Raw genomic sequence first — 18650 nt, 5'->3', positions numbered from 1 at the left:
GATGCCGAAACGTACAGATATCAAGAAAATTATGGTGATTGGATCTGGTCCGATCATCATTGGTCAAGCCGCAGAATTTGACTACGCAGGAACACAAGCTTGTCTTGCCTTAAAAGAAGAAGGATATGAAGTGGTTTTAGTAAATTCTAATCCTGCGACGATCATGACGGACAAAGAAGTGGCAGATCAAGTATATATCGAACCGATCACACTTGAATTTGTATCAAGGATTCTTCGAAAAGAGCGTCCAGATGCTCTCCTTCCAACTTTAGGCGGACAGACAGGCCTCAATATGGCAATGGAGCTGGCATCATCTGGTATTTTAGAAGAATTGAACATAGAACTTCTAGGAACGAAGCTTTCTGCGATTGATCAAGCAGAAGACCGTGATCTATTCAAACAGTTGATGAAAGAATTGAATCAGCCGATCCCCGAGTCTGAAATCGTCAATACAGTAGAAGAAGCTGTAGCGTTTGCAAATAAAATCGGCTATCCCGTCATCGTTCGTCCAGCCTTTACTTTAGGCGGGACTGGTGGAGGCATGTGTGAAAATGAAGAAGAATTACGAACAGTCTCAGAAAATGGATTAAGTCTTTCCCCAGCTACCCAATGTTTGATTGAACGAAGTATTGCGGGTTTTAAAGAAATTGAATATGAAGTGATGAGAGATTCGGCTGATAATGCAATCGTTGTCTGCAATATGGAAAATTTTGACCCAGTGGGTATCCATACAGGTGATTCTATCGTATTTGCTCCTAGCCAGACATTGTCTGACCATGAATATCAAATGCTTCGTGATGCTTCTCTTTCGATTATTCGAGCACTTAAGATCGAAGGAGGCTGTAACGTCCAACTTGCTCTTGATCCACATAGCTTTAATTATTATGTGATTGAAGTCAATCCGCGTGTTTCTCGTTCATCGGCGTTAGCAAGTAAGGCGACTGGCTATCCGATCGCTAAGCTAGCTGCTAAAATAGCGCTTGGATTAACATTAGACGAAATGAAAAATCCTGTCACAGGAACGACTTTTGCAGAATTTGAACCTGCATTAGATTATGTTGTAGCTAAAATTCCTCGCTGGCCATTTGATAAGTTTGAAAATGGAGAACGGCTTTTAGGCACGCAGATGAAAGCAACTGGTGAAGTGATGGCTATCGGTCGGAATATCGAAGAGTCTTTATTGAAAGCTGTGCGTTCTTTAGAAATCGGTACACACCATATTGAACTTCCTGACTTGGCAGACATCACGGATGATGACCTAATCCAAAAAGTGGTTCGAGCACAAGATGATCGTCTGTTTTATGTAGCTGAAGCTATTAGAAGAGGGTACACCATAGAAGAATTGGCAGATTTGACAAAAATCGATTTATTCTTTTTAGATAAACTGTTGCATATCGTAGAAATCGAACAGCAGTTGAAACAGCAGCCGTTGGATGACAGGATATTGAAAACAGCGAAACAAAACGGTTTTACAGACAAAAAAGTGGCGGAGCTGTGGGAAATAAGCGAAGAAGCCGTTCGCCAGATGAGAAAAGAAAATGATTTGATTCCTGTATATAAAATGGTTGACACTTGTGCAGCGGAATTCGAATCAAAAACGCCTTATTTTTATAGTTCCTATGAATATGAAAATGAAAGTTCACGATCAGAAAAGCCCTCAGTTCTAGTACTGGGATCTGGTCCTATCCGTATCGGACAAGGAGTTGAATTTGACTATGCGACTGTGCATTCTGTCAAAGCAATTCAGCAGGCAGGATACGAGGCAATCATCATGAACAGCAATCCGGAAACAGTTTCTACTGACTTTTCTATTTCGGATAAATTATATTTTGAGCCATTGACCTTCGAAGATGTGATGAATGTGATCGAGCTAGAACAGCCGATAGGGGTAATCGTTCAATTCGGTGGTCAGACAGCAATCAACTTAGCCGAACCTTTGACTGCTGCTGGTGTAAAAATCTTAGGGACAACGATTGAAGACTTGGATCGTGCGGAAAATCGTGATTTATTCGAGCAAGCGCTGAAAGAGTTGGGTATTCCTCAACCTTTAGGGGATACTGCTACAAGTAAAGAAGAAGCCGTGGTTATCGCTTCGAGAATTGGTTATCCAGTTCTTGTTCGTCCAAGCTATGTATTAGGCGGGCGTGCGATGGAAATCGTTGAAAATCAGCGAGATTTAGAAGACTACATGGAGCATGCTGTGAAAGCTTCTCCAGAACATCCAGTACTAGTGGACCGCTATTTGCTTGGTGGTGAATGCGAAGTGGATGCGATTTGTGACGGTGAAACTGTACTCATCCCAGGGATCATGGAGCATATTGAGCGTGCCGGTGTCCATTCAGGGGATTCAATGGCTGTGTATCCACCTCAAACATTATCTGAATCGATCAAGAAAACGATTGAAGACTACACGATCCGTTTAGCATTAGGTTTGAACTGTGTCGGGATGATGAATATCCAGTTCGTCATCCATGAAAATGAGGTTTATGTGATCGAAGTCAATCCTCGAGCAAGTCGGACTGTTCCATTCTTAAGTAAGGTGACAGGAATTCCAATGGCACAAATTGCGACGAAAGCTATTTTGGGAGAGAAATTAAAGACACTTGGTTATGAAAACGGACTTTATAAGGAAACAAAAGAAGTCCATGTTAAAGCGCCCGTCTTTTCTTTTACTAAATTGCAGAAAGTCGATACTTACTTAGGGCCTGAAATGAAATCGACTGGAGAAGTAATGGGGTCTGACAGACAATTAGACAAAGCTTTGTACAAGGCATTCGAAGCTTCTGGATTACACTTGCCTGAATATGGAGCCGTATTGTTTACGATTGCGGATGAAACAAAAGAAGAAGCACTAGAGTTAGCTAAACGTTTTACAGAAATCGGCTATAGTCTGATAGGAACGAAACATACAGCTGCCTATTTCGAAAAACATGGTTTGGTCGTTGAAACAGTTGCGAAAATTTCTGAGGAAGCAGCAGAAAAAAATGTAGTTGACTTGATACGAGATGGTAAAACACAAGTGGTTGTCAATACGATTGATAAAGATCGGGGAAATGCTTCTAAAGACGGCTTCATTATCCGAAGAGAAGCAGTTGAACATGGTATTCCGTTGTTTACTTCTTTAGACACAGCAGATGCAATCGTTCGAGTGATGGAATCCCGTGCATTTTCAACCAACCCTATTTAACGGTGTACACATGTTAAGACCGAAAGAAGAAAATCCGTTACAGGAGGGGACAGATGAAACAAGAAATGATGGAAATCGTTCAGCAAAAACAGCTGGCACCAAAGATTTTTGAAATGACATTAAAAGGTGATCTAGTAAAAGAAATGCAGCAACCAGGACAGTTCTTGCATATCCTCGTGCCGCGTGCAGACTTGCTGCTACGCCGACCGATTAGCTTGAATCATATCGATCACGAGACAAATACTTGCCGTATTATCTATCGGGTGGAAGGTGAGGGGACTAGCGTCTTCTCTACTCTTTCTGCCGGAGACCATTTAGATGTCATGGGTCCTTTAGGTAATGGTTTTGATTTATCTGGTCTTCATACAGGAGACGAAGTATTTATAATCGGTGGAGGAATCGGTGTCCCTCCCCTGTATGAGTTATCAAAGCAGTTAGTCAAAAAAGGGATCAAACCAACGCACTTTTTAGGTTTTGCCACACATGAAGTCGTTTATTATGAAAAAGAATTTAATCGTCTAGGAGAAACAAGAATCGCTACTGACGATGGAACATACGGTATGCACGGAAATGTCGGTAATTTATTGTTAGGAACGAAGACGAAACCTACAGCTGTTTTTGCATGTGGTTCCAACGGGTTATTGAAGACAGTGGAACAGCTGTTTTCTTCGCATCAAAATGTCCAGTTATCATTAGAATCCCGCATGGCATGTGGGATAGGGGCTTGCTATGCTTGCGTTTGTCATACGCCGGAAGATGAAACAGGAACAAAAAGTGTGAAAGTTTGTGACGAAGGACCGATTTTTAAAATAGGAGAGGTAATTATATGAATGAGAATCCTTTAGCGGTCAAACTTCCTGGCCTAGAATTAAAAAATCCTATCATGCCGGCAAGCGGCTGTTTCGGTTTTGGCAAAGAATACGGAAAATACTATGATTTGAATCAGCTTGGTTCGATCATGGTCAAGGCAACGACTCCAAATGCTCGCTTTGGCAATCCTACACCGAGAGTGGCGGAAACACCATCGGGCATGTTGAATGCGATTGGGTTACAAAATCCTGGTCTAGACGTTGTTATGCATAAACTTCTTCCAGAATTAGAGGAGTACAATGAGTTACCCATCATCGCAAATGTCGCTGGTGCTTGCGAAGAAGACTATGTAGAAGTTTGTAGCAAAATCGGCGAAGCGCCAAATGTGAAAGCAATCGAGCTGAATATTTCCTGTCCAAATGTCAAGCATGGCGGTATCGCTTTTGGAACAGATCCTGATGTTGCTTTTCAATTAACACAAGCAGTAAAGAAAGTTGCTTCTGTTCCTGTCTATGTCAAACTATCCCCCAATGTGACAGACATCGTTCCAATCGCTCAGGCAATCGAAGCTGGAGGGGCAGATGGATTTACAATGATCAATACACTACTTGGTATGCGGATTGACCTTAAGACAAGAAAACCGATTTTAGCCAATCAAACAGGTGGACTATCCGGACCAGCAATCAAGCCTGTCGCTATCCGTTTGATTCATCAAGTGGCAAGTATATCCAATCTTCCAATCATTGGGATGGGCGGCGTGCAGACAGTGGACGATGTTCTTGAGATGTTTATGGCTGGAGCAAGCGCTGTAGCTATAGGGACTGCGAATTTCACCGATCCCTATATCTGTCCTAAACTAATCAAAGAGCTCCCAGTGCGAATGAGCGAACTAGGTATTGAGTCACTGGAAAGATTAATCAAAGAAGTGAGAGAGGAACGTGAACGATGAACCAACTAAACCAACGACCAATCATTGCATTAGATTTTTCAACTTGGCAAGAAGTAGAAGACTTTCTTCGTTTTTTCCCAGAAGAAGAAAAATTGTTTGTGAAAATCGGAATGGAATTGTTCTACCAAGAAGGACCTGAAATCGTACGTTATCTAAAAGATGCTGGTCACGATGTGTTTTTAGATCTGAAACTTCACGATATTCCGAATACGGTCGAAAAAGCAATGCGGGGACTGGCAAAGCTTGGTGTTGATGTCACATGTGTTCATGCAGCTGGCGGTATTCGCATGATGGAGGCGGCAATGCGTGGATTAGAAGAAGGAACGCCAGAAGGTGGGAAACGTCCGCTACTTCTAGCTATCACTCAACTTACCTCTACAAGTGAAGAGGAGATGCATGCAGATCAACTAATCGAAGTTCCTTTAGAAAAAAGTGTGATCCATTACGCTAACTGTGCCAAAAAAGCAGGATTAGATGGTGTGGTTTCTTCTGCTTGGGAAGTAGAAGCGATCAAAGAAACGGCGGGAGATGAATTTGTTTGCTTAACTCCAGGGATAAGACCAGAAGGAACAGTCGCAGGAGATCAGACAAGAGTAGTCACACCTTCTCAAGCAAGAGAGATTGGCTCAACTTTCATCGTTGTGGGACGACCAATCACACAAGCAACTGATCCTTATGAAGCATACCGAACGATTCAAACAGAATGGAGTCAACCTAAAATGAATGTAGAACAAAGTATCGCAAAAGATCTATTAGAGATTGAAGCAGTATTTTTAAATCCAAGTGATCCTTTTACTTGGGCAAGTGGAATCAAAAGCCCCATTTACTGTGATAACCGAATCACGATGAGCTATCCAAAAGTCCGAAAAGAGATCGCAAAAGGCTTAGCAAGCAAAATCAAAGAAGCTTTCCCTGAAGTACAAGTAATTGCTGGAACTGCAACGGCAGGAATCCCTCATGCTGCATGGGTAGCGGAAATATTAGACTTGCCAATGGTCTATATTCGAAGTAAGGCGAAAGATCATGGGAAAGGCAATCAAATCGAAGGGCGTATAGTTGAAGGCCAGAAGATGGTTGTGATCGAGGATCTGATTTCTACAGGAGGCAGCGTCTTGGAAGCAGCTGAAGCAGCGAAAAGAGAAGGTGCAGATATCCTTGGTGTTGCAGCTATCTTTACGTATGAGTTGCCAAAAGGAAAAGCAAATTTCGAAAAAGCCGAAATCCCTCTTATGACGTTGACCAATTACTCTGTATTGATCGAAGCAGCTTTAGAAGATCGTTATATCGATGAGCAAGAATTAACTCTGCTAAAAGAATGGAAAAAAGATCCTGAAAATTGGCAGTCTTAAGTACAAAAACACTTAGATAATTGAAAAAATAAAGCTATGTTATTTTGAATATTTCTAAATTACCATTTCTCTACACCGTTATATTTTTAGAGGCTGGGACAGAAGCGTTTAACTCCAAGAAATAAGAAGGAATTCAGGAAAATTGCTTTTCAAATTTTTGTGAATTTCAGCTTATTTTCGAGGAGTTGCTTCTGCTTCCGCCGTTTATACGTGTATAAAGCGTGAGACAAAAGTGTTCTTTACTTTTGTCTCACGCTCATTTTTTTTCATAATCCTGCATGGATGATTTGGATGAGGAAATATATCCATAAGACACATATGCCTTATCTTCAATAGCATTGATTACACAAAGTATGAACGACTTCAACGAGTCAAAAACAGCCCCTCGACTGTGTTTCTATCACACAGTCAAGGGGCTGTTTTTGTTTTATATATGTAGAAAAGCAGTTCAACACTTTTACAAAATCGATTGAACACTTATCAGTAAATGATAAAAGTGTTGGGAAATAGTTGTAACTATTGATTTTACAGGCTTAACAGAAGTTGGCACGATATTTGCTCTATATAAAACTGTCAGCGAGGAGGAAATAAAAATGAATACGATTATTCTAGCTAGTCACGGCGCATTATCTCAAGGTCTAAAACAAACAGCTGAAATGATCTTGGGGCCTGCCACTAATATTTATGCATTATCAGCTTATCGAGATGAAGATGAGCCGATAGAACAACAAATACAAAGTATAGTTTCAAAATTAGGAAAAGAAAATCTATTTATTCTCACAGATATCTTAGGAGGAAGTGTCAATAATGAAATGATAGGACTGTTAAAGAAAGAGCCAGCAATACGCTTGATTACAGGAATGAATCTACCCTTAGTGATTTCAATCGCCACGCAAGTTAACCCAATTGCTGCTGCAGATTTAGAATTGATTATCGAAGAAAGTCGGCAGTCATTGATTGATTGCAATCGATTACTAAAAAAATCAAATGAAGGAGGAGATGATCTATGATCAAGTTCATTCGTATCGATCACCGATTGTTGCATGGACAAGTGGTGTTTTCTTGGAGTAAATCTTTGCAAATCAACCGAATTCTGGTGGTGAATGATGAAGCAGCCAATGATGAATTTAAAAAAATGTCTTTAGAACTATCAAAACCTCAAGGAATCAAACTCAATATATTTACCGTTGAAAATACATTGACAAAAATATCTAAAATAGAAGCATTGAGCGAAAACATCATGATGATCTTTGGAAATACCAAGGATGTTCGTCAGTTTTGCGAAAGTTACTCAAACGTTAAGGAAATCAATTACGGAGGAATCATAAAAAAAGAAGGATCAAAACAATTCAGTAATGCTATCTTCTTGACTGAAAATGAGATAGAAGATGCGAAAGTACTAAAATCAATGGGCATCAAACAGTTCATGCAACAGGTTCCAACCTCAAAAAAAGAGGATTTGAATACAATGTTTTAAAAAGAAAGGAGTTTACGTTATGTTGTTGCAATCGATTGCCTTAGGTCTGGTCGGAATCCTGTGCATCTTGGACTCTAGACTACTAGGGAGGATGAATTTTGAACGGCCTTTAATCGTGAGTACGTTAGTTGGGTTAGTATTAGGTGACTTGGAAAAAGGTTTATTGGTTGGTGCTTCTCTGGAATTGATGTCGCTTGGTCTGGTAAATATCGGAGCAGCAGCGCCACCGGATATGAATATGGCGTCCATTATTGCTACAGCTTTTGCTATTCTATCTGGCTCCAATGCTGAAACTGCTCTGACTATTGCCATTCCAATCTCTGTGTTAGGACAAATGCTTGGAATATTGATGCGGACGGTACTCTCAAATCTGACACATTGGGCAGATAATTTAATCAATGAAGGAAAGTTCAGCAGAGCACGACGGATCCACATAATCTATGGTACGGTCTTATATTCACTGATGTATTTTATCCCTATCTTTTTAGCTGTTTACTTTGGAACAGATTTAGTGAAAAATATCGTGAGCAGTATCCCAGTATGGTTGACAAATGGTCTGACTTTAGCAAGCAAAATTTTACCAGCATATGGTTTTGCTTTGTTGTTACAAACGATGTTGACGAAAAAAATGATCCCGTTTTTATTACTTGGTTTTCTAATCACAGCTTACTCCGGATTAAGCATCACAGGTATCGCAGCTTTTGCTTGCATTGTGGCCTTTGTGATGGCACAAGTCAAATTCAATGGTAAAGATAATAGGACAGCTGTAAGCGAACCTGATCCTTTAGATGATTTATAGAAAGGAGTTTTTTTATGACTAAGAAAGATCAAAATAGTTGGAAGTATTGGCAATTTTTCTGGCGTTCGTGGGCAATACAAGCTTCATGGAATTACGAACGACAAATGAATATGGGGTTTATGTATGGGATCGCACCAATCATTGATAAAATCTATGACAAGCCAGAAGACAAACAAAAGAAAATCGATGCTTATGAGCGGCACATGGCTTACTACAATTGTACGCCGCAAACAAGTTCATTCGTTTTAGGACTAGCAGCATCTATGGAAGAACAATATGCCGAAGATCAAGAGAATTTCAATCCGGAAACCATCAGTGCTTTGAAGACTTCGCTTATGGGCCCATTGTCAGGAATCGGAGACTCTTTCTTCCAAGGAACCATACGTGTTTTAGCCTTTGGCTTTGGAATCAATCTCGCTCAGCAAGGTAGTATCTTAGGCCCTATCTTGGCCATTATCATCTCCTTCATTCCGTCCTTTTTCGTTACATATTATGGCGGAAAAATTGGTTATAATACTGGGAATAAATATTTAGCGAAACTGTATCAAGAAGGGCTGATGGATAAAGTGATGTATGTTTGTACGATTATCGGTTTGATGGTCATTGGAGCTATGATTGCTAGCATGATTGGAATCACCACGCCGCTAAGATTCGGCAAGGCGTTTGTTTTACAGGATGTTTTAGATAATATCATGCCCCAGTTGATTCCTTTAGGGCTGACATTTTTTATGTATTGGTTGTTGCAAAAGAAAGTTCGGACCGGTTTGATGCTCACTATTTGTATCGCTGGTGGTGTTTTACTAAGTTTATGCGGGATTTTTAATTAAGGGACCAACCTAATTTAGGTTAAAAATAAATAGTATGAGGAGGAATTCAAACATGAATTCAACATTAAGTCCAAAAGATATCGTCAAAGAAATCATCGCGAACAAAGAGGTGGAGTCCATCGTATTTGTCGGCTGTGGTGCATCGAAAGCAGATCTATATCCAGCAAAATATTTTTTAGAACAAAACGCAAACAAATTACGTATCAGCCACTTTACGGCAAATGAATTCAATTATGCGACACCTCGCTCGATCAACGATCATACTGTAGTTATTTCAGCTTCATTGGGAGGTACGACTCCTGAAACTGTTCAAGCTAACGCAGTAGCGAAAGAACAAGGTGCCACAGTTATTAGTTTAACACATAGCGTAGATTCTCCGTTAACGAAAGACGCAGACTATGTGATTTATCATCGTTTCACAGAAGATTACGCAGCAAAACTAGAAAAAACAGGTTACTGCTTAGAACTTGCAGTTGAACTACTAAATCAGATCGAAGGGTATAAAGACTACGATAAGATGATGGATGGTTTCGACAAAATTTATGATTTGTCGCAAGAAAGTGCAAAGGGAGCACGTCTACAAGCAAAAAAATTCGCCGAACGTTTCAAAAATGAAAAGGTGATATATGTTATGAGTTCAGGAGCGACTCATGAAGTTGCGTATTCCACTTCTATTTGTTTAATGATGGAGATGCAATGGATTCACTCTGGTACTTTCCATTCTGGTGAATTTTTCCATGGCCCATTTGAAATCACGGACAAAGACGTACCATTTATCTTATTGATGAATGATGGTCGTACGCGTCAAATGGATGCCCGAGCACTGACCTTTTTGAATCGTTTTGATGCAAAAATAGAAATCGTAGATGCACTGGATTGGGGACTGTCTGCCCACATTGCGAAAGAGGTTCTTGATTACTTCAATCCATTCGTCATCACAGCAGTATTCCGCGTCTATGCAGAAGAATTAGCTGAAGTACGCCAACATCCGCTGACAAAGCGTCGTTATATGTGGAAATTAGAGTATTAAACTAGAGCTGAGGCCAAGTGCCTCGGCTTTTCTTCCCATGCATTGAAAAGGGTTTCTTATTCTCGTACAATTGATTGAGCAAGAGTAAATTGGGTGGTGTTGATCATGAACAAAAAAGTAGAAAAATATTTAAAAGAGCTGACAAAAAATTACAGTGAGCATCATGCAGAAGATTTTTCAGCTTTATCAATTAGCGAAAATGTCGGTTTGAATCGAAGTACAACAAGCTTCTACTTAAATCAAGGAATGAAAGAAGGAATATTGGTCAAGGTCAAGAGTTACCCCGTCTCTTTTTTACATGTTGAAACTTTAGCTGAACTTGGCATTTTCCACAGAGAATCTGAATATGAAACTTGGGAAGACTTATTTGCAGCAGAAAAAGCCAATGCATTAGAAACGGTGATTGGAGCAAATGGCAGCTTAAGAGAAGTAGTTGATCAAATAAAGACAGCAGTACTTTATCCTGGGAATGGGTTGCCTATTCTTTTATCAGGCAATAGCGGTTCAGGGAAAACATTTTTAGCAGAAAAAATCTATGAATATGCTGTAGCAGAAAAGGTCATCCCAAAAGATGCTCCGTTTATCTCTTATAATTGTGCCCAATATTTCAACAATCCTGAACTCTTGTCTTCTGCTTTGTTTGGACATGTCAAAGGAGCATTTACTGGAGCGGAAAAAGAACATATTGGATTGATAGAAAAAGCTGATAATGGCGTATTATTTTTGGATGAGGTACACCGCTTAAGTGATGAAGGGCAAGAAAAGCTTTTTACATTTATGGATACAGGAGAAATTTCACCGATGGGGGACAATGCAATCAGACATAAAGCAAACGTCCGTATGATATTTGCAACAACTGAGAATGTCTATCAAACATTTTTGCCGACATTTATTCGCCGTTTGCCAGTGATTGTCATGTTACCGAATTATGAACGTCGTCCGCAATCAGAGCGTATGCAACTGATAGACGCATTTTTTATTAATGAAGCGAATATTTTGTCAAAACGCATCGATGTAAGTTATCAACTAGTGGACTTTTTGCTTAATAGTGACCTAGAAGGCAATGTAGGGAAGATAAAGAACATCGTGAAATATGTCTGCGGTAGTGCGTACGCCAAAAATCAAAATAGTCTGTCTATTCGAGTTCGTTTGAAGGATCTTCCAACTGAAAATACCATGCAGCTAAAAGAGCAGCTGAAAAAAACGATTAAAGCTTTACCAGACCGCCAATATTTGCCGCATACAGCTAATCAAGTCTTTTTAGAATCTTCAGAAGTCAGGCAAATCAGGCAGTTATTTGAAAAAATAGTGCAAATGTATCAAAAAGTTGAAAAGCAAGAATTAATGATCAAAGATTTTATTGATCATACGGTAAATCGAATCAATCATTTGATGGACGAGTTTATTTTTAAAGATAGTTATTCGAAAGAAGAATCATTTTATTCTGTACTAACCTATCAGATACGAGAAACTTTTGATTGGATGCATGAAAACTACGGATTGGAACAAGATGGTAATCGTGTGATTGCCCTGGCACAGTATCTCTACCATAAAAACAACACAGATATGATTGCAGAAAACCATGAATGGCAAAGTGTCAAAGACAAGTTGTTAGAATTGGTTTCGAGTTCCATAGATACTTCTTATTGGTATGCTAAAAAAGTACTAGGACATATTTCTCGACAATTAGATCAAGATTTTAAAGAGGAAGATTTGATTTTTATTTCCTTTTATTTTCATGGGCTGCAGATCACGCTAGGAGAAAAGAAAATCAAGAGTATCATTTTAGCTCATGGTTATTCTACTGCTAGCAGTATGGCGAACGTAGGCAATCGGATGCTGAAGCAGAATATCTTTCAAGCTTATGATATGCCAATCAATATCACGTTAGCTAAAGTAGAAGAACAAGTCATTCGCTTTATCAATGATCATCAAACGGACGCCGGGTTGATTTTATTAGTAGATATGGGGTCGTTGAACGAAATCGGAAAAAAGCTAGCAGATAAAATACGTGGTCCACTGCTGATTATCGATTATGTCTCTACGCCTCTTGTATTGGAGATTGGGCAGTTGATTCAAAGACAAATGTCTATCGCAGAAATCAGCCAAAAAATCGATATAGAAAACAAAGTAAAGAAACAACTAATACTACCAAAAAAAGAAAAAACACAGGCAATCTTAACTTGCTGTTACACCGGAATAGGTTCAGCTACTCAAATACAAGAGATTTTGGAATCTTGTTTAGAAAATCATTGCAAAGAATTGACGATTATTCCGTATGATTACAAAAAATTGCAAAAAAATAAAATGTATGAGGATCCTTTCCAGATATATGAAGTATTGATGATTGTAGGAACAGAAGATCCCAAAATCGAACAGGTTCCTTATATTGGTCTCGATCATTTAATTAACGGTGAAGATGTTGAGAAGTTCATTTCAATTCTACAAGATTATTTTGACATACGTGATAAAGATTTAAAAGAACAGCTGATGTTCAGTTTTTCAATTAATAAAATCATCGAGAATTTAACGATTTTGGACGCAACCAAACTGTTGCGTTTAGTGCAAAGTGCTGTATCCGTAGCTGAGGAAACCTTAGAGATCACTCTATCTAATAGTAAGTTGTTTTTACTATACCTACATTGCTGCTGTATGATTGAACGAATTTTAAGGAAAGAAAGTGTGGATGAACAAGAAGATATAGAGGAATATACGACTCAAGCAGGGGCAGAAATGGAACAGATTCATCGTGCCTTTTTCGAGATAGAGAGTGAGTATACTATCAAGATTTCCACGTTGGAGTTACGACTGATTCATGAAATTATTTATGGATAGGAGGAAGGTTTGTGAATTTAGGCATGATTTTTGATATGGATGGTGTCTTAATTGACTCAGAAAACTTTTATTTTGATCGACGTATGCAATTTTTCAAAGAAAAAAACATCCTACCAGGTTCGACGAATAAGTTGGATTTCGTTGGACTGACAGAAAATGGGATTTGGGAAGTATTGGTCTCAGAAAAAGACCAACGAGCTAATCTTAAAAAAGAATACCTTGCGTACCGGGAAAAACATCCTATTGACTTTAAAACAGCACTGCGAAAGGGTGCGGAAGACATCTTGGATTATTTAAAAAAGAAAAGTATCAAAATTGCTCTTGCTTCTTCTTCTCCGCAAAGAGAAATCGACAAAATGCTGACACAGAATGCTTTAGCACCATACTTCGATTTTGTCATTTCAGGGGAAAAGCTATCTAAAAGCAAACCACATCCAGAAATTTATCAAATCGCAGTAAATGCATTGGATGGTAGACATTGCATCGCAGTAGAAGATTCTCCTGTTGGTATTGCATCAGCAAAAGCAGCTAATTTATATACGATTGCATTAAAGCAAGATCTGCCCCTTGATCAGGCACAAGCAGATATCGTGATTGATTATTTGAATGATATCATCCAAATAATCGAAACTTACGATATAGATTGATTCAACTCTCTGAAAAAGCTTTAAATGCTCCGAAATTTCGTGAAATTTTTGAACAAGAATCTTAAGCATATAATTAATTGATTGTGAGAAAAAATGGCTATCAATCGATATAAAAACAATCCAAAAACTGATTGCGGGAAGCATCTTTTCATCAGGTATGAAAAGAAATTTCTATCGTAATCAGTTTTTGATTTTTGCAAAATTTATTTTGCTAAGACTGGTTAGCAGAGAGAAGAGAATAATCTCTTCTCTGCACTCTATTCTATCGAGATTTTCTCTATTTTTTGGTAAGCGAGCTGTTGCGAAAATGGAAAAGAGCGGAAATGTTGCGAATGTCAGTTATTTAATGATATGATATTCGGAAAAAGAAATCTCAAAGGGAGGTAACTTTTATGGGATTGAATGAATTTATTTTAGGATTGAACAATTTAGAGACGATCACAAGGGCACCTGGTTTTTTTAAATATACGGAGCATACAGTTGCAGCACATTCGTATCGTGTCGCGTCCATTGCGCAAGTTCTGGGAGATATTGAAGAAGCAAATGGGCAGCCAATCGATTGGAAACTGCTCTATGAAAAATCACTGAATCATGACTACACAGAACGTTTTATTGGTGATATCAAAACACCAGTGAAATATGCAAGCAAAGAATTAAGAGGGATGCTGCAAACAGTTGAAGAAAAGATGACGGACGAATTCATCAACCAAGAGATTCCAGCTGAGTTCCAAGAAGTTTATCGCCGTCGGTTGTTCGAAGGAAAAGATGAAACCGTAGAAGGAGAACTATTAGCCATTTCAGATAAGGTTGACCTTCTTTATGAGTCTTTTGATGAAATCATCAAAAATAATCCAGAAAAAGTTTACAAGGAGATGTTCATTGAGGCAGTGACTACTATCAAAAGCTTTGAACATCGGCCTTCTGTTCAGTATTTCTTTAAAGAAATATTTCCGGAACTATTGAACCAGGAATTTTATGGAAAAGAGGCGTTTTTAGAAACCGTCTCAACGATTGTAAAGAAAGAAGAAAAATAAAAACGATATGAGATGCAGGGGGAAGTATAGTTGAAAAAGAATATGGATGTCGAATGGGGCTATTCTGGAGACAGAGGTCCGGAAAATTGGGCGAATTTATGTGATTGGTTTGCGAGAGGTGCAGAATTTCCGTTGCAGTCACCTATTCATTTAACAAAAGGTGAAGAAATAAAAATGAAAGGAGATACACTTTCGTTTCATTATCAAAAGCAACGCTTTACTGACAAGGAATTCAAAAATACGATTCATTTAGTACCTTTTGATCAACTCAGTTATGTAGAGTTCAAGAAAGAACGCTATTATTTGACAGATATTCATTTCCACTTACCATCTGAACATATCATCGACGGGAACCAGGAAGATATTGAATTTCATTTTGTTCATATGAACAGCAAAAAAGAGAATCTTGTCGTGGGAGTCATGTATCAGTTAATGGAACAGGAAGGTTGGTTTTATGATCAAGAAAACGGAGAGAGATGGAATTTAGAAAAACATGAACACTGGGTAAATCCGGATGTCTTCTTTCCAGAGAAAAAAAGCCATTTTCATTATGTAGGTTCATTGACAACTCCACCTACCAGCGGGCCAATCCAATGGTTTGTGATGGATCATGTAGGAAAATTGAACCAAGAGTTTCTTCTACCCTTCAAAGGGCAGTATGCACAGCCGAACAACCGACCAATTCAACCCTTGAATGGAAGAGAAATTTATTATTTCGAGGAGTTTGAGGAATGAATATTCAACAAATGAAATATGTGGTCGCTGTGGCAAACAATGGTAGTTTCAGAGAAGCAGCAAAGAAAATGTTTGTTTCGCAGCCAAGTCTTTCAGCTGGTATCAAAGAATTAGAGACTGAGTTAGGAATTACGCTGTTTACTCGAACGAATCGAGGTGCATATTTAACAGAAGAAGGACAAGACTTCTTAAATCGTGCCGAAAAAATCTTGGTTCAGCTTGATACATTAGAAAGTCACTATCTAACGAGTGAAAAGAGAGACAATTTTTCAATCGCTGCCCAGCATTATGATTTCTTAGGTCCTTTGACCGCACAGCTACTCGAGGAATTCAAAGATGAAATCAAACAATTTCGGATCATGGAGACGACGACGGCGAGAGTGATCGAAGAAGTCAAAGAGCAGCATAGTGAAATCGGCATTATTTATATGAACGAGCATAATCAAGCTGGTATCAGAAGATATTTGCAACAAGGAGAACTAAGTGGTCGCAGCATTGGAAAATTTAAAACACACATTTTTTTAAGGCATGGACATCCGCTAGCTACACACGCAGAGATCACAAAAGGAGAATTGTTATCTTATCCTCAAGTTCGTTTTACACAGGATGGAAATAATTTTCCGTATTTTTATGAAGACCTTATCGAGATTCCTGATCAAGAAACAGTGATCTATACCAGTGATCGAGGGACTTTGATGAATATCGTTCTTGAAACTGATGCGTACGCTTCAGGGTCTGGTATTGTGATTGGAGGAATTCGTGAGCACTTGCGGTTAATCCCTTTAGCAGAAGGCGAACTAAATGAATTTTATATCATTTATTCGGCAAAGCGCCCACTCAGTGAAATCGCTCAAAGATTTATCAAAGAGCTTACTCGGTTACTGGACCAACAGAATTAAGAAAAGTAGACGGAACATCTGACTGATATTAAGTAGAAAGAACAGCCAAACAAAACAGTTTATTCGAAATAAGGGGTTGTGACACGAATTTTGTCACAACCCCTCTTTTTATAGAAAGCAATCTATAACTGATTGCTTTTATGAAAAGGTACGAAAATATGATTCTAAGAAAATACATTCATTACCCGTTTTGTTTCATAGCTGTAATTTTCTCTTCTTCTGGTGTCACGATGACTGTTTTCTGATTTTCATAAATGACGTAACCAGGTTTGGCACCATTTGGCTTGCGGATATGCTTCACTTGTACAAGATCAACTGGTACTTGGGCAGAGTATCGGTATTTTGAAAAATAGGCAGCTAACTCGGCAGCTTCGGTAATTGTTTCATCTGAAGGCTGATCACTTTTGATGATGACGTGCGAACCAGGGATATTCTTTGCATGGAGCCAATAATCGGTTTTCTTAGCTGTTTTCATTGTCAGCTGGTCATTTTGAAGATTGTTTTTACCAACAAGAATGAGCGTTCCGTCAGAAGAAAAGTATTGATCAGGCTGAGATGGTTTCTTTTTCTTTTGTTTTTTCTGTGTCTTCTTTTTTAAATAGCCCTCAGCAGTCAATTCTTCTTTGATTGCTTCGATATCCATCGGACCGGCAATTTCCAGTTGAGATAAGACAGATTCAAGATATTGGATTTCATCTTTGGCTTCTTGGATTTGTTCGCCGATCAACTTAACGGCGTTCTTCAGCTTTTGGTATCGATGGAAATATTTCTGTGCATTTTGATTTGGCGTCAGCGCCGGATCTAATGCTATTTTGATTGGCCGATCTTCTTCATAATAATTAGGTAAAACAACTTCTTTTGCGCCACGTGGTACTTGTGTCAGAAAGGTAGTAAGTAGTTCGCCATCTCTACGGTAATTCTCAGCGTTTTCGGATTCTTTGAGTGTTTGTTCACGTTTTTTCAATTTATTTTTATTTCGTTTTAGTTCATTTTCGATTTTTCGGATCAGTTCTCCGCCTTGTTGTTTTGCCCGATCTTTCTCCGCTTTTTCGTGATAATAGCTATCTAATAATTGACTGAGTGTTGGATAAGTTGTCACAGCAGATGCTTGTTCGGAAAATACCTGATAAACAATCGGCGTAAAGAAATCTTTATTTGTCGTTTCGTAAAAAGTAGGAATAGGGTGATTGATGATCGATGAGAAAAATTCTTCCCAAACAACCATTTTTTCATTAGGACGTTCAAGCAATCTCTTGGTCAGCTCTTGAGCAGTATCGAAACCGATTCCCTGAAACTGATGTTGGATTGCTTTTGGTTCTAGTTCAGTTTGGGAAAGTCGCTGAAAGATTTTTTCTTTATCGGAGCTAAATGGATTCAAGACCTCTTGTTTTGGCGGAGCAATGTATTCTACGCCGGGAAGCAAAGAACGATAAGTGTTTTGTGAGCTTCCGATGTGTTTGATCGCGTCCAATATTTTCCCAGTTTCTTGATTAACTAAGACGATCGTGCTATGACGTCCCATTAATTCAACGATCAATATGATATTCTGTAGATCGCCCAACTCGTTGCGCTTAGCAAAGTGAAAATGGATCACTCGATCGTTTTCGATTTGTTCGATGTTTTCTAAAATAGCACCATCCAAATACTTTCGAAGCATCATCACGAAGTTAGGTGGATTATCAGGATTCTGATAATCGATTTGGGTAATCTGTACACGAGCATAACTAGGGTGCGCAGATAATAATAATCGATGGTTTTTGCCGCGTGAACGAATCACCAGCACGATTTCATTTTCATAAGGCTGATGGATTTTCGAGATCCGGCCAGATAGTAACGTTTCACGCAATTCGTTGACCATCGCATGGGTAAATACACCATCAAAGGACATGGTTCATTCCTCATTTCTTTTCATAAGTATATTCATTATAACGAAAAAAAGAAGAAAAACCAATTTGACCGAATAGTAAAGCAAAAGTCTAGAAAAACTTGGACCAATTACATAAAAAACAGTGTTTCTATCGTTGAAATCCAAATTTTTAGGTATAATAAAAAATAGGAGAAAAAGTAGAAAA

At 38.8% G+C, this 18650-nt stretch carries 16 protein-coding genes and 1 pseudogene; 16 read left to right on the top strand and 1 reads right to left on the bottom strand.

The window, feature by feature from the left end; all coding sequences use genetic code 11:
• Position 1: 1 nt before the first annotated feature.
• The 16 genes and pseudogenes from carB (at position 2) to RWU19_RS07490 (ending at position 16578) form a co-directional block, all read left to right on the top strand.
• Complete coding sequence (gene carB, locus RWU19_RS07565; protein ID WP_123837974.1) at positions 2 to 3187, top strand: carbamoyl-phosphate synthase large subunit; 3186 nt, start codon at positions 2 to 4, stop codon at positions 3185 to 3187.
• Positions 3188 to 3240: 53 nt separating this feature from the next.
• Positions 3241 to 4017, top strand: a complete 777-nt coding sequence (locus tag RWU19_RS07560; RefSeq protein ID WP_002315058.1) for a dihydroorotate dehydrogenase electron transfer subunit — start codon at positions 3241 to 3243, stop codon at positions 4015 to 4017.
• On the top strand, positions 4014 to 4946 hold the full coding sequence (locus RWU19_RS07555) for a dihydroorotate dehydrogenase (RefSeq protein ID WP_002315057.1): 933 nt from the start codon (positions 4014 to 4016) through the stop codon (positions 4944 to 4946). The genes RWU19_RS07560 and RWU19_RS07555 overlap by 4 nt, the downstream gene beginning before the upstream one ends.
• Positions 4943 to 5656: pseudogene (gene pyrF, locus RWU19_RS07550) on the top strand (orotidine-5'-phosphate decarboxylase); the annotation flags it as partial. The gene RWU19_RS07555 and the pseudogene pyrF, both read left to right, overlap by 4 nt.
• Positions 5657 to 5665: 9 nt before the next feature.
• Positions 5666 to 6295: an orotate phosphoribosyltransferase gene (pyrE, locus tag RWU19_RS07545; protein WP_029744090.1), complete on the top strand. Its 630-nt coding sequence runs from the start codon at positions 5666 to 5668 to the stop codon at positions 6293 to 6295.
• Positions 6296 to 6888: 593 nt separating this feature from the next.
• Positions 6889 to 7305 carry a PTS sugar transporter subunit IIA gene (locus RWU19_RS07540; RefSeq protein WP_002309312.1) on the top strand — a complete coding sequence of 139 codons (417 nt, stop codon included), beginning with the start codon at positions 6889 to 6891 and terminating at the stop codon, positions 7303 to 7305.
• Positions 7302 to 7772 carry a PTS sugar transporter subunit IIB gene (locus tag RWU19_RS07535; protein ID WP_316002757.1) on the top strand — a complete coding sequence of 157 codons (471 nt, stop codon included), beginning with the start codon at positions 7302 to 7304 and terminating at the stop codon, positions 7770 to 7772. Before RWU19_RS07540 ends, RWU19_RS07535 begins: the two co-directional genes overlap by 4 nt.
• Positions 7773 to 7791: 19 nt before the next feature.
• Positions 7792 to 8571 (top strand): PTS sugar transporter subunit IIC, encoded by a 780-nt coding sequence (locus RWU19_RS07530; RefSeq protein WP_316002758.1) that lies wholly within the window; start codon positions 7792 to 7794, stop codon positions 8569 to 8571.
• A gap of 14 nt (positions 8572 to 8585) precedes the next feature.
• The gene (locus tag RWU19_RS07525; protein WP_002335700.1) at positions 8586 to 9398 is read left to right on the top strand and encodes a PTS system mannose/fructose/sorbose family transporter subunit IID; all 813 of its coding nucleotides are present in this window, start codon (positions 8586 to 8588) and stop codon (positions 9396 to 9398) included.
• A 52-nt stretch (positions 9399 to 9450) separates the two neighbouring features.
• Entirely contained in the window at positions 9451 to 10428 is a 978-nt protein-coding gene (locus RWU19_RS07520; RefSeq protein WP_002313783.1) for an SIS domain-containing protein, read from the top strand.
• 105 nt (positions 10429 to 10533) lie between these two features.
• Complete coding sequence (locus RWU19_RS07515) at positions 10534 to 13263, top strand: sigma 54-interacting transcriptional regulator (RefSeq protein WP_123837973.1); 2730 nt, start codon at positions 10534 to 10536, stop codon at positions 13261 to 13263.
• An 11-nt stretch (positions 13264 to 13274) separates the two neighbouring features.
• A complete protein-coding gene (locus tag RWU19_RS07510) occupies positions 13275 to 13910 on the top strand; it encodes an HAD family phosphatase (RefSeq protein ID WP_316002485.1) in 636 nt (211 codons plus the stop codon).
• A gap of 76 nt (positions 13911 to 13986) precedes the next feature.
• On the top strand, positions 13987 to 14265 hold the full coding sequence (locus RWU19_RS07505) for a hypothetical protein (RefSeq protein WP_073441419.1): 279 nt from the start codon (positions 13987 to 13989) through the stop codon (positions 14263 to 14265).
• A 37-nt stretch (positions 14266 to 14302) separates the two neighbouring features.
• Complete coding sequence (locus RWU19_RS07500; protein ID WP_002288886.1) at positions 14303 to 14944, top strand: YfbR-like 5'-deoxynucleotidase; 642 nt, start codon at positions 14303 to 14305, stop codon at positions 14942 to 14944.
• Between the two features lie 42 nt (positions 14945 to 14986).
• A complete protein-coding gene (locus RWU19_RS07495) occupies positions 14987 to 15679 on the top strand; it encodes a carbonic anhydrase family protein (RefSeq protein ID WP_029743305.1) in 693 nt (230 codons plus the stop codon).
• On the top strand, positions 15676 to 16578 hold the full coding sequence (locus RWU19_RS07490; protein ID WP_316002484.1) for a LysR family transcriptional regulator: 903 nt from the start codon (positions 15676 to 15678) through the stop codon (positions 16576 to 16578). The genes RWU19_RS07495 and RWU19_RS07490 overlap by 4 nt, the downstream gene beginning before the upstream one ends.
• Positions 16579 to 16759: 181 nt before the next feature.
• Here the strand turns inward: RWU19_RS07490 and efbA are convergent, their stop codons facing one another.
• Positions 16760 to 18466, bottom strand: coding sequence for a fibronectin-binding protein EfbA (gene efbA / locus RWU19_RS07485; RefSeq protein WP_123837970.1), 1707 nt, complete (start codon positions 18464 to 18466; stop codon positions 16760 to 16762).
• Positions 18467 to 18650: the final 184 nt, after the last annotated feature.

The organism is Enterococcus sp. 2STP (assembly GCF_032465635.1).
Taxonomy (GTDB): domain Bacteria; phylum Bacillota; class Bacilli; order Lactobacillales; family Enterococcaceae; genus Enterococcus_B; species Enterococcus_B lactis.
Note: the sequence above shows the minus strand (reverse complement) of the source record. Positions and strands in the feature narration are given on the sequence as shown.

What these genes read in the sequence shown, in the direction of transcription:
- carB (WP_123837974.1), top strand. Translation starts at nt 2, where the DNA reads ATGCCGAAACGTACAGATATCAAGAAAATTATGGTGATTGGATCTGGT.
- RWU19_RS07560 (WP_002315058.1), top strand. Translation starts at nt 3,241, where the DNA reads ATGAAACAAGAAATGATGGAAATCGTTCAGCAAAAACAGCTGGCACCA.
- RWU19_RS07555 (WP_002315057.1), top strand. Translation starts at nt 4,014, where the DNA reads ATGAATGAGAATCCTTTAGCGGTCAAACTTCCTGGCCTAGAATTAAAA.
- pyrE (WP_029744090.1), top strand. Translation starts at nt 5,666, where the DNA reads ATGAATGTAGAACAAAGTATCGCAAAAGATCTATTAGAGATTGAAGCA.
- RWU19_RS07540 (WP_002309312.1), top strand. Translation starts at nt 6,889, where the DNA reads ATGAATACGATTATTCTAGCTAGTCACGGCGCATTATCTCAAGGTCTA.
- RWU19_RS07535 (WP_316002757.1), top strand. Translation starts at nt 7,302, where the DNA reads ATGATCAAGTTCATTCGTATCGATCACCGATTGTTGCATGGACAAGTG.
- RWU19_RS07530 (WP_316002758.1), top strand. Translation starts at nt 7,792, where the DNA reads ATGTTGTTGCAATCGATTGCCTTAGGTCTGGTCGGAATCCTGTGCATC.
- RWU19_RS07525 (WP_002335700.1), top strand. Translation starts at nt 8,586, where the DNA reads ATGACTAAGAAAGATCAAAATAGTTGGAAGTATTGGCAATTTTTCTGG.
- RWU19_RS07520 (WP_002313783.1), top strand. Translation starts at nt 9,451, where the DNA reads ATGAATTCAACATTAAGTCCAAAAGATATCGTCAAAGAAATCATCGCG.
- RWU19_RS07515 (WP_123837973.1), top strand. Translation starts at nt 10,534, where the DNA reads ATGAACAAAAAAGTAGAAAAATATTTAAAAGAGCTGACAAAAAATTAC.
- RWU19_RS07500 (WP_002288886.1), top strand. Translation starts at nt 14,303, where the DNA reads ATGGGATTGAATGAATTTATTTTAGGATTGAACAATTTAGAGACGATC.
- RWU19_RS07495 (WP_029743305.1), top strand. Translation starts at nt 14,987, where the DNA reads ATGGATGTCGAATGGGGCTATTCTGGAGACAGAGGTCCGGAAAATTGG.
- RWU19_RS07490 (WP_316002484.1), top strand. Translation starts at nt 15,676, where the DNA reads ATGAATATTCAACAAATGAAATATGTGGTCGCTGTGGCAAACAATGGT.
- efbA (WP_123837970.1), bottom strand. Translation starts at nt 18,466, where the DNA reads ATGTCCTTTGATGGTGTATTTACCCATGCGATGGTCAACGAATTGCGT.